Origin of the sequence: Stenotrophomonas sp. GD03654 (assembly GCF_029845105.1) — a bacterium.
GTDB lineage: Bacteria > Pseudomonadota > Gammaproteobacteria > Xanthomonadales > Xanthomonadaceae > Stenotrophomonas > Stenotrophomonas africana.
Genome location: NZ_JAOCLC010000109.1, coordinates 1 through 9,879, shown reverse-complemented (window position 1 = coordinate 9,879; position 9,879 = coordinate 1). Strand labels below are relative to the sequence as shown.

Annotated in this window: 11 protein-coding genes; 8 read left to right on the top strand and 3 right to left on the bottom strand. The window is 67.3% G+C overall.

The features are described from left to right. Nucleotides 1–23 precede the first annotated feature (23 nt). From N5J73_RS23170 to map, 3 genes are all read left to right on the top strand, one after another. Nucleotides 24–383 (top strand): VOC family protein, encoded by a 360-nt coding sequence (locus N5J73_RS23170; RefSeq protein WP_049446822.1) that lies wholly within the window; start codon nt 24–26, stop codon nt 381–383. A 68-nt stretch (nt 384–451) separates the two neighbouring features. Beyond that, entirely contained in the window at nt 452–664 is a 213-nt protein-coding gene (locus N5J73_RS23165; protein WP_049446824.1) for a ParD-like family protein, read from the top strand. A 7-nt stretch (nt 665–671) separates the two neighbouring features. After that, a complete protein-coding gene (gene map, locus N5J73_RS23160) occupies nt 672–1,454 on the top strand; it encodes a type I methionyl aminopeptidase (protein WP_049447012.1) in 783 nt (260 codons plus the stop codon). Here map and N5J73_RS23155 read toward each other — a convergent pair. After that, nucleotides 1,451–2,065: a LysE/ArgO family amino acid transporter gene (locus tag N5J73_RS23155; protein ID WP_049446825.1), complete on the bottom strand. Its 615-nt coding sequence runs from the start codon at nt 2,063–2,065 to the stop codon at nt 1,451–1,453. The two genes, map and N5J73_RS23155, sit on opposite strands and share 4 nt — an antisense overlap. Nucleotides 2,066–2,171: 106 nt before the next feature. Between N5J73_RS23155 and N5J73_RS23150 the strand changes: the two genes are divergently transcribed. The 5 genes from N5J73_RS23150 (at nt 2,172) to N5J73_RS23130 (ending at nt 7,852) form a co-directional block, all read left to right on the top strand. Then, complete coding sequence (locus N5J73_RS23150) at nt 2,172–3,065, top strand: LysR family transcriptional regulator ArgP (RefSeq protein ID WP_049446827.1); 894 nt, start codon at nt 2,172–2,174, stop codon at nt 3,063–3,065. Between the two features lie 78 nt (nt 3,066–3,143). After that, the gene (locus tag N5J73_RS23145; protein ID WP_049446829.1) at nt 3,144–4,550 is read left to right on the top strand and encodes a TolC family protein; all 1,407 of its coding nucleotides are present in this window, start codon (nt 3,144–3,146) and stop codon (nt 4,548–4,550) included. After that, entirely contained in the window at nt 4,543–5,556 is a 1,014-nt protein-coding gene (locus tag N5J73_RS23140) for an efflux RND transporter periplasmic adaptor subunit (RefSeq protein WP_099588546.1), read from the top strand. The genes N5J73_RS23145 and N5J73_RS23140 overlap by 8 nt, the downstream gene beginning before the upstream one ends. Continuing rightward, complete coding sequence (locus N5J73_RS23135) at nt 5,541–6,728, top strand: ABC transporter permease (RefSeq protein WP_049446832.1); 1,188 nt, start codon at nt 5,541–5,543, stop codon at nt 6,726–6,728. Before N5J73_RS23140 ends, N5J73_RS23135 begins: the two co-directional genes overlap by 16 nt. Next, complete coding sequence (locus N5J73_RS23130; protein ID WP_049446834.1) at nt 6,725–7,852, top strand: ABC transporter permease; 1,128 nt, start codon at nt 6,725–6,727, stop codon at nt 7,850–7,852. Before N5J73_RS23135 ends, N5J73_RS23130 begins: the two co-directional genes overlap by 4 nt. 45 nt (nt 7,853–7,897) lie before the next feature. On the opposite strand, the gene N5J73_RS23125 is transcribed toward N5J73_RS23130, so the two are convergent. Together N5J73_RS23125 and N5J73_RS23120 are read right to left on the bottom strand one after the other, a co-directional pair. Beyond that, nucleotides 7,898–9,274 (bottom strand): hypothetical protein, encoded by a 1,377-nt coding sequence (locus N5J73_RS23125; protein WP_049446835.1) that lies wholly within the window; start codon nt 9,272–9,274, stop codon nt 7,898–7,900. A 152-nt stretch (nt 9,275–9,426) separates the two neighbouring features. Continuing rightward, nucleotides 9,427–9,795, bottom strand: coding sequence for a glycine zipper 2TM domain-containing protein (locus tag N5J73_RS23120; RefSeq protein ID WP_049426710.1), 369 nt, complete (start codon nt 9,793–9,795; stop codon nt 9,427–9,429). Between the last annotated feature and the right edge of the window lie 84 nt (nt 9,796–9,879).

The following is a 9,879-nucleotide window of genomic DNA, read 5'->3' as shown; positions in this document are numbered from 1 at the left end:
ACTCCCACCCCGGAGCCCTCGCCATGCCCCAGACCGTCATCCCGCAGCTGCGCATGCGCCACGCCGATACCACCCTGCCGTTCTACGTGCAGGGGCTGGGTTTCGTGGTCGACTGGGAACACCGCTTCGAACCCGGTTTTCCGCTGTTCGCCCAGCTCACCCGCGACGGCCAGACGATCTTCCTCACCGAACACAGCGGCGACTGCGAGGTCGGCGGCGCGGTGTACTTCATCGTCGAGGATGTCGACGCCCTGCACCGCGCCTTCAGTGCCGCCAGCGTGCCGATCGAGCAGCCCCCGCATGACACCGAATGGGGCAGCCGCGAGATGCTGCTGCGTGACCCCGACGGCAACCGGCTGCGCTTTGCCACCCACACGGATTGAACGATACGGATTTGAGGCGAATATACGAATCATATATTCTTCGTATATCCACTCCTCCAGGACCGCCCATGGGCATCGTCAACATCGATGACACCCTGCACGACCAGTTACGCCGTGCCTGCACCGTCTCCAGCCGCTCGATCAACGCCCAGGCCAACTTCTGGATCCGGGTCGGCATGCTCTGCGAGCTGAACCCCACGCTGAGCTTCCAGGACATCGTCGCCAGCGAACTTCGGGCGGCCGGCGTACAGCCGCAGACGCTGGCCCCCGGGCGGGCCTGACATGGCGATGATCAAGCAGCCGCACGAAATCGCGCTGATGGCCGAATCCGGACGCCTGCTGGCGCAGGTGTTCGCCGCGCTCGACCAGCTGCCGCTGCAGGGCCGCAGCACCATGGAGATCAACGAGTTCGTCGAGCGCATGATCGTCGATGAGCTGCAGGCGCGGCCGGCCAGCAAAGGGCAGTACGGCTTCCCGTACGTGCTCAACACCTCGATCGACAACGTCATCTGCCACGGCGTTCCCAGCACCACCGACGTGCTGCGCAACGGCCAGATCGTCAACCTCGACATCACCCTGGAGAAGAACGGCTACATCGCCGACTCCAGCACTACCTACCTGGTCGGTGAGGTCGACTACGCCGCGCGCAGGCTGGTGCAGACCACCTACCAGGCGATGTGGAAAGGCATCGGCGCAGTGCGCCCCGGCGCACGCCTGGGCGATATCGGCCACGCCATCGCCCGCCACGCGCGCAGCCACGGCTACAGCGTGGTGAAGGAGTACTGCGGCCATGGCATTGGCCAGGAAATGCACGAGGAACCGCAGATCCTGCACTACGGCCATCCCAATACCGGCATGGTGCTGGAAGAAGGCATGGTGTTCACCATCGAGCCGATGCTCAACCAGGGCAAGCCGGCGATCCGCCAGCAGGCGGACGAGTGGCCGGTCTACACCCGCGACGGCAAGCTGTCGGCGCAGTTCGAGCACACGGTGGTGGTAACCCGCAACGGCGTGCGCGTGCTGACCCTGCGCCCTGGCGAAGCGCCACTGTGCGCGGTGGACGCGGCCTAGAGCGGGCGCAACAGCAGCAGCGTGGCGAGGCAGAGCATGAAGACCGCAACACCTGCGTCCAGCACACGCCAGGCGCTCGGCCAGCGGAACACCGGCTGCAACAGGCGCGCGCCGTAGCCCAACATGCAGAACCAGGCCACGCTGGCCACGCATGCACCGGCGGCGAAGGCCCAGCGCAGATCGCCCGGGTAGCGCGTGGACAGGCTGCCGAGCAGCACCACCGTATCCAGATAGACATGCGGATTGAGCAGGGTGAAGGCCAGGCAGGTCAGCAGTACCTGGCGTCCGCTGCCACCCTGCGATTCGGCGGCGGCCAGTGCACTGCCCCCTCGCCAGGCCCGCAGCCCGGCCTGCAGGCCGTACCAGAGCAGGAAGGCAGCACCACCGAAGCGCAGCACCTGCAACAGCAATGGCCACTGCAGCACCAGCGCGCCCATGCCGCCGACGCCGGCCAGGATCAGCACGATGTCCGCACCGGCGCAGGCCGCCACCACCATACCCACGTGGCGCTGCTGCAGGCCCTGGCGCAACACGAAGGCGTTCTGTGCGCCGATGGCGATGATCAGGCCGGCACCTGCGAACAGGCCGGCAGCGGTAGCAGCAATCCACATCAGGACAGGCCAGGCAGTGAGGGGACGCGCAGGGTGCGGCCAAGGGTCCGGTTAAGACAATCTGTTTTTTCTTTATCCTGTGCAGAAAAACTGAAGAGGCTTCCACGTGGACCTGGTACATCCGCAACTGACCGCGTTTACCGCGGTGCTGGAGGAAGGCAGCTTCGAGGCCGCCGCACGCCGCCTGTCGATCAGCCCGTCGGCGCTGTCACAACGGATCAAGGCACTGGAGGATCGGCTTGGGCAGGTGCTGGTGGTACGTCAGGCACCGTGCCGCCCTACTACGGCCGGTGAGGCGCTGCTGCGCCGTGTGCGGCCGATGCAGGCGCTGGAGGCCGAGGCGTTGGCCGAACTGCTGCCCGAACGCGGCAACGACACCGCACGCACGCCGATCCCGCTGGCGGTCAACGACGACTCGCTCGATACCTGGTTCGTGCCGGCCATCGCCGACCTGCACCAAGGTCATGGCTACCTGTTCGACCTGCGCATGGACGACCAGGACCACACCCTGCAGCTGCTGCGCGATGGCAGTGTGCTCGGCGCGGTCACCGCCGAAAGCCAGCCTGTGAAGGGCTGCAACGTGCACCCGCTCGGCGCGATGCGCTACCACGCCATCGCCTCGCCCCGCTTCGCCCACCAGTACTTCAGCACCGGCATGCAGGCCGCAACATTGGCACGCGCGCCGATGCTGGTGTTCAACCGCAAGGATGAACTGCAGTGGCGCTTCGTGCGGCGCCTGACCCGCGCGCGGCTGCAGCCGCCGCTACACTACCTGCCCTCCTCCACCGGTTTCGTCGAAGCCGCCGCGTGCGGACTCGGCTGGGGCATGGCCCCGGAAACCCTGGTCGCACCGGCTGTGCGCGCCGGCCGCGTGGTGGTACTGGAACCCGGCCGCTGGCTCGATGTGCCACTGTACTGGCAGCATGCAGCCGTGCGCTCAAGCACGCTGCAGCACATCACCCAGGCGCTGCGCGCTGCAGCCAGCGGCACCCTTCGTTGAGGACCAACCAATGATCGCAGACCCCGGCTTCACGCCACGCGCACTACCGTTTGCGCACTTCTTCATCACTGGGACGGCATGGGCGTGATCGGCCGACGTACAAGGATGCACCGGGCGAATGCCGTGCTGGCGCTGGCGCTGGCGACCTGCCTGCCACTGGCTGCGGCGGCGCAGTCTCTCACCGATGCACCCGCCTTGGACTGGGAACAGGCGCGGCAACGCCTGGAGCAGGTCTCCGATGCACTGGCAGCCGCTGATGCAGCGGTACGCAACAAGCAGGACCTGCAGGACGCCACCCGCCTGCTGCGCCTGCCGGAGATCACCGGTGAAGTGCGCCGCCTGCAGTTCCAGAAGACCCTCACCCTGCCACTGGGCTCGCTGGCCCCCGTGGCTGAAGCCTTCGGCATCGATTCACCACTGTCGTTCACCGAGCGCGACTGGCGTACCCGTCCCGTCGTCACCGCGGTGCTTCCGCTGTACACCGGCGGCGTGATTCCGGCCGCTCAACGTGCCGCGAGCGCGGCCCACGAACAGGCCAGTGCCGAGCGCGAGGCACAGCGCCAATCGCTGACCGTGCAGCTGGCACAGGCCTATTTCGGCCAGCGCCTTGCCGAGCAGGCGGTGGACGTACGCCGTGATGTGCGCGATGGCTTGAATCGCCACCTGTCAGACGCAGAAAAGCTGGAACGCGAGGGCTTCGCCACCCGTGCCCAGCGCCTGCAGGCCACCGTGGCCCGTGACAAGGCCGAGCGCGAGTACCAGAAGACGGTGAACGACCTGGCCACGCTGAAGGCAGCGCTGGCCACGCTGCTGCGCAGTGGCGGCGAGGTGCAGCCGGTGTCGCCGCTGTTCGTGCAGCGCGTGCCGCTGGAACCCGTGACCAGCTTCGAGCGCACGGCGCAGGCGCGCCAGCCGCAGATCGCACGCCTGCGGGCGATGGTGGCACAGGCCGAACAGGGCGTGCGCGTGCAGCAGGCCAAGCTGAAGCCGCAGATCTTCGCCTTCGGCCAATACGACTTCCGCCGCCGCGACGAGATGCTGACCGATCCGGACTGGGCGTTCGGCATCGGCCTGAAGTACACCTTCCTGTCGCCGAACTCGCGGCCGGCGCAGATCAGCGCCGCGCGCGCGCAGCAGGAGCAGGCCGAAGCCGGCCTGCGCGAAGCCGAGAACCAGGTCGCACTGGGCGTGCGCAAGGCCTGGAATGAACTGGAGACTGCGCGCCAGCAGTACGTGCTGCTCGACAGCAGCATCGCCCAGGCACAGGAAAACCTGCGCCTGCAGGAGCTGGCGTTCCGCGAGGGCCAGGCTACTTCGCTTGATGTAATCGACGCACGGCTCGGCCTAGGCGGTGCCCGTGTCGAGCGCGCGCAGGCCGCCTACCAATACGATATTGCGTTGGCGCAGTTGCTGGAGGTCAGTGGACAGATGGACCGTTTTGAAGAATACCGGCGCCGTGCGGACGAGGTGATCGACCATGAGTGATGTGCTGCACGACGATGCGACGACGCCCCCGGGCAAGCGACGGCTGGGACCGATCCTGCTGGTGGTCCTGCTGATCGCAGTGGTGCTCGGCCTGTGGCTGGCCTGGCGCAGCCCGGCCGATCAGATCCAAGGCATGGCCGATGCGGACACCATCAACGTGGCCGCCAAGATCACCGCGCGCGTGGCCGAACTGAAGGTGCGCGAGGGCGACCGCGTGCAGGCCGGGCAGGTGCTGTTCCTGCTCGACAGCCCCGAAGTGGCCGCCAAGGAACAGCAGGCGCACGGCGCTTTGGCCGCCGCACAGGCAGTGGCCGACAAGGCCGACGAAGGCGCGCGCAGCGAAGACATCCGCGCCGCCGAAGCGAACTGGAAGCGCGCCGAAGCCGGTGCGACGCTGGCCGAGGCCACCTACCAGCGCGTGCAGAACCTGTTCAACGAAGGGGTGATGACCCGGCAGAAGCGCGATGAAGCGCAGGCCCAGGCCACCAGCTCGCGCGAACTGGCCCGTGCCGCACGCGCGCAGTACGACATGGCGTTGGCCGGCGCACGCGAGCAAGACAAGCGTGCCGCGCAGGGCCAGGTGCAGCAGGCGCAGGGCGCGGTGGCCGAAGTCAACGCCGCCCGTGCCGAAGTCGAAGGACGCGCGCCGGTGGCGGGCGAGATCAACAAGCGCATGGCCGACCCGGGCGAACTGGTGCCGGCCGGCTACCCGGTATTCACCCTGGTCGACATCGACCGCATGTGGGTGGCGATGAACCTGCGCGAATCACAGATGCAGGGCCTGAAGGTCGGCAGCAAGCTGCAGGGCAACGTGCCGGCACTCGGCCTGGACGGCGAGTTCGAGGTCTACTTCATCAACCCTGCCGGCGACTATGCGACCTGGCGTACCACCCGCCAGTCGTCCGGCTACGATGTCCGCAGCTTCGAGGTGCGGGTGCGCCCGGTACGCCGCATCGAGGGCTTCCGCCCCGGCATGAGCGTGCTGTTCGCATGGCCCCAGCACTGAGCCCCGACCGCGGCGGCTTCGCCGCCAGTTGGCGACGCGAGCTTCGGTCGCTGCGCGGCAACCGCGCCGATCTGATGCTGGTCACCGTGCTGCCCCTGCTGATGCTGCTGGTGATGGCGTGGATGTTCACGCCCTCGGTAATGCGCGACATTCCGATCGCCGTGGTCGACCTCGACCACAGCAGTGACAGCCGCCTGCTGCTGCGCATGCTCGACGCCAGCCCCGGCGTACGCATCACCAGCCAACCTGCGGACATGGAGGATGCACGTTCGCAGCTGCGCAGCCTGGACGTGTTCGCCATCGTGCTGGTGCCGCGCGACGTCACCCGACAGGCGCTGCGGGGCCGCCAGGGAACGGTGTTCGCCTATTACAACGCCACCTACATGACCACCGGCCAATCTGCGGCGCGCGATATCGGCGATGCGGTATCGGCCTGGAACGCGCGCCTGCTGCGCGAGCGCATCGGCCTGCAGGTCGGCCCGGGCAAGCTGCGTGCGGCACCGATCGCGGTGCAGTCGGACATCCTCTACAACCCGGCGCGCAGCTACGAATTGTTCCTGCTGCCGCTGATCTTCCCGGCAGTCTTGTCGCTGGTGCTGGCGCTTGCCGTGGCCGGCAGCATCGGCCGCGAGATCCGCGACGGCACCCTGCCCGCCTGGCTGGGCCGCACGGCGTGGGCTGCGATTGCCGGCAAGGTCGCGCCGTACATCCTGTTGTTCTCGCTGTATGGCGCGCTCGGCATCGGCTACCTCGCCTGGCTGCGCGGTGATGGCGTGGCCGGCAGCGTACTTCTGCTGGTGCTCGCGCAACCGTTGTTCTACCTGGCCACCGCCGCCTACGCATTGTTCTTCGTCGGCGTGACCCGCGACATGGGTACCGCACTGTCCGCGGTCGGCCTCAGCATCGGCACCGCACTGGCGTTCTCCAGCGCCACATTCCCGGTACTGGACGGCCCCCTGTTCACCCGCGTCTGGCACCAGCTGCTGCCGCTCAGCGCCTACATCAAGCTGCAGACCCAGCAGCAGTTCATCGGTTCGCCGCTGCAGGTCTCGGTATGGCCACTGGCCACGCTGTTGTTGATGGCGGTCGTGGCCGGTGGCATCGGCGGCCTGCGCCTGATCGCCTTCGCGCGCACGCCCGAAGCCGCGCAACCGGCGGGAGCCGACGCATGAGCGCACTCTGGCGCAGCCTGCGGCAGACCCTGATGGCGGTGCTGTGCGACCGCTATGCGATCGTGGTGATGGTCGGCGCGGTGATCCTGTACTCGTTCTTCTACCCGGCCGCGTACCGCCACCAGGTGGCCGGCAACCTGCCGGTGCTGGTGGTGGACGAAGACCACAGCGCCACCAGCCGCGAACTGCTGCGAAAACTCGATGCACTTCGGGTCGCGCGCGTGGTCGGGCAACCAGCGGACGTCGACAGCGCACGCCGGCAGCTCGAAGCCGGCCATGCCGAAGGCATCGTCGTGATCCCGGCCAACCTGGAGCGCGACATCCTGCGCGGCCATCCGGCCAGGCTGGTATTGCTTGGCAACGGTGCCTACCTGGGCCGCGCCAGCTGGGTGCTGGGCAGCGTAGCTGATGCGCTGGGTGCGTTCGGGCGTGATGCCGTGGTCGGCCAGGCCGCCTTCATGGGTCCACCGCAGGCACCGCCGGTCACGCTTGTGCAGCGCCCGCTGTACAACACGCAAGAAGGCTATGGCAGCGCCATCGTGCCCGGCGTAGCCGAACTGATCGTGCACCAGACGCTGTTGATGGGCATCGGCGTGCTGCTGGGTGGACGTCGTCTCGCACTCGGCCGGCGCCTGCGCTTCGACCTGCCGACCCTGGCCGGCATGGCGATGGGCTTCGGCCTGATTGGCCTGTTCGGCCTGTTCTGGTATGCCGGCTTCACCGCCTGGGTGCAGGACTACCCGCGCGGCGGCAACCCATTCGGCCAGCTGCTGGGCGGCAGCTTGTTCATCGCCGCCACCGTGGCCTTCGGCCTGTTCGTCGGCAGTTTCTTCCGCACCCGCGAACGCGCCTTCCAGTACATCATCGCCACCTCGATCCCGCTCTTCTTCCTGGCCAGCCTGTCGTGGCCGGCAGTGATGACGCCGCAGCCGCTGGTCTGGTTGGCGCAGCTGCTGCCCACTACTTCGGGCATCAACCTGATGGTCCGCCTGAACCAGATGGATGCCAGTCTGGCCGAAGTCAGCCACGAACTGATCACCCTCACCGTCCTGCTGCTGCTCTACGGCAGCCTCGCCACCTGGCGCCTCCTCGCCCCAACGGGGACGGAGGGGATTAAGTCGTAAACGGCAAGGTTGAGGGATTGCGACTTGATCCCCTCCGTCCCCTATTCAGGGGTCGGGCGCGTACCAGAACGGAATGCGGTACTCGCGGCGTCGCTCCGGGTCGCGTTCGCCCCCTTCGGCATTCCAGACGAGGCTCAGGTCATGGCGTCCGGGTGCCAGCGTCGCCATGGGCAGATAGCCCACCAGGCCACGCATGTCGAGATCGCGGCGCTCCATCGGCATGAAGTCGTGCAGGTCAACCGGCGTGCCATCCAGCTGCACCCGCCACAACCGCGACAGGCACTCCACCGCTGCGCTGGCGGCCTTTGCGCCGGTCGCTTCATCGCGTGCGGCGGGCGAGGCAGTGCAGTGCTGGCGCGCCAGCGGGTTGTCGCGCTGGGGGCGGTGTGGAATGAACACACGCAGGCGTGAACCACTGATCGTGTCCGAAGGGATCATCGGATACGGCAGCAGCTGATCGTGCGCCGAACGCATCGATTCGTAGTGCGCGCTCAACATGCCGTGTTCGACGGCCTCGTCGGTCATCACCTGGTAGCGGTTGAACAGCGAGAACTTCACCGAGCCCAGCACCTGCACCGCGCCCAGCACCATGGCCACCATCACCGCCAGCAGATAGACCGCCATGAACGAACGCGAGCGCAGGTTGCTCTGCAGGGTCAGCTGCATGGTCTGCATCAGGCGCAGCAGGGGAATCCGTTGCAGGCCCGCCAGGAAGCGTTGCAGCCACCGCTGCAGGCCGTCATAGGCCTGGTCGCGCCGCTGCCGGCGCGCAATGACACGCTCCAGCAGTGCAGGAACCAGTGCGAGCACAAGCAGGCTGGCCAGCACGGTACCGACCACGATCATGGCCACACGGTCGGAACCGCCGGCAAGCGCACTGATCGCCATCGCCACGCACAACGTCAGCACGGCCATCACCAGGGTGCCGGCCAGCGTCTGCACCGCCAGCAGCGTGGTGGAAAAGAGCATGGTGGCCAAACGATCAGCGCGTTCGATGCTGCCGTCCAGGCCGCCGTCGCGGGCCTTGAGGAAGGCGCGGGATACCGGGCCCATCTGCGGCAGCCGTTCCCAGTCGATGCCCTTGGGGAAGTGCGATTTCAGCCCGATCAGGCCTATCCAGTAGCCGCGCACGGTCAGGTGCGCGATCAGCGCTACCGCCAGCACGTAACACATGCCCACGCTGATGCTGAAACCAAACCACAGCACCTGGAAGTACATGCCTTCTGTGTGCAGGCTGCTGCGTGCCCACGCATCGAACAGGTAGCCTGGTACCGCCAACAGTGCGAACGCCAGCAGGCCAGAGATGAACAGTTCGAGCTCGTCGGTACGCTCACGCAGTCGGCCGAAGCGCGCTGCAGCTTCCGGTGCTGGATCGACCTCGACAGCCGGCGCGCGCGACTCAGCCAGGGGTGATTCGTTCACTGGGCGTTCATCCGTTGAAGTCGGCGCAGTATAGACACCGGGCTGCGCTCCGCGATACGGGGCCGCTCAACGACGAACGCCGGCACGGGGCCGGCGTTCGGGAAATACATACTGCGGTGTGGAAGGGGGAAACGAGGTCTGGCTGTAACCTATCAGCGGTAGACGCGTTCGCAGCGGCGTTCGACCACGCGGTCGCCGTTCTTCTGCTGGCTGTTGCCCTGGATCTGGCGGCCGGCCGCGCCGCCAGCTACGGCACCGGCCACGGTGGCCAGCTTCTTGCCATTGCCACCGCCCACCTGGTTGCCCAGCAGACCACCAATCACCGCGCCGGTGGCGGTACCGGCGATACGGTTGGGATCGCGCGAGTTGCGCTGCACTTCCACGTTCTTGCAGACCACGCGGCTGCCATCGTTGAACTTGCGTCCTTCGTCGCGCGGCCCGTAGGTCTGCGCGCCGGCAACGGACGTTGCTGCCAGCAGGGTGCCCAGCACAAGCAGTCGGGTCGAGGTCTTCATGGCCATCTCCTGAGGTCCGGTATGGCGCAAGTCTCCTCCCGGGGCTGGCAACCTGAAGTGAAATACGCGTGTCCGCCGCCTCATCGGCCA

Coding starts and splice junctions, on each gene's coding strand:
- N5J73_RS23130 (WP_049446834.1), top strand. CDS start 6,725: ATGAGCGCACTCTGGCGCAGCCTGCGGCAGACCCTGATGGCGGTGCTG.
- map (WP_049447012.1), top strand. CDS start 672: ATGATCAAGCAGCCGCACGAAATCGCGCTGATGGCCGAATCCGGACGC.
- N5J73_RS23120 (WP_049426710.1), bottom strand. CDS start 9,795: ATGGCCATGAAGACCTCGACCCGACTGCTTGTGCTGGGCACCCTGCTG.
- N5J73_RS23170 (WP_049446822.1), top strand. CDS start 24: ATGCCCCAGACCGTCATCCCGCAGCTGCGCATGCGCCACGCCGATACC.
- N5J73_RS23135 (WP_049446832.1), top strand. CDS start 5,541: ATGGCCCCAGCACTGAGCCCCGACCGCGGCGGCTTCGCCGCCAGTTGG.
- N5J73_RS23145 (WP_049446829.1), top strand. CDS start 3,144: ATGGGCGTGATCGGCCGACGTACAAGGATGCACCGGGCGAATGCCGTG.
- N5J73_RS23140 (WP_099588546.1), top strand. CDS start 4,543: ATGAGTGATGTGCTGCACGACGATGCGACGACGCCCCCGGGCAAGCGA.
- N5J73_RS23155 (WP_049446825.1), bottom strand. CDS start 2,065: ATGTGGATTGCTGCTACCGCTGCCGGCCTGTTCGCAGGTGCCGGCCTG.
- N5J73_RS23165 (WP_049446824.1), top strand. CDS start 452: ATGGGCATCGTCAACATCGATGACACCCTGCACGACCAGTTACGCCGT.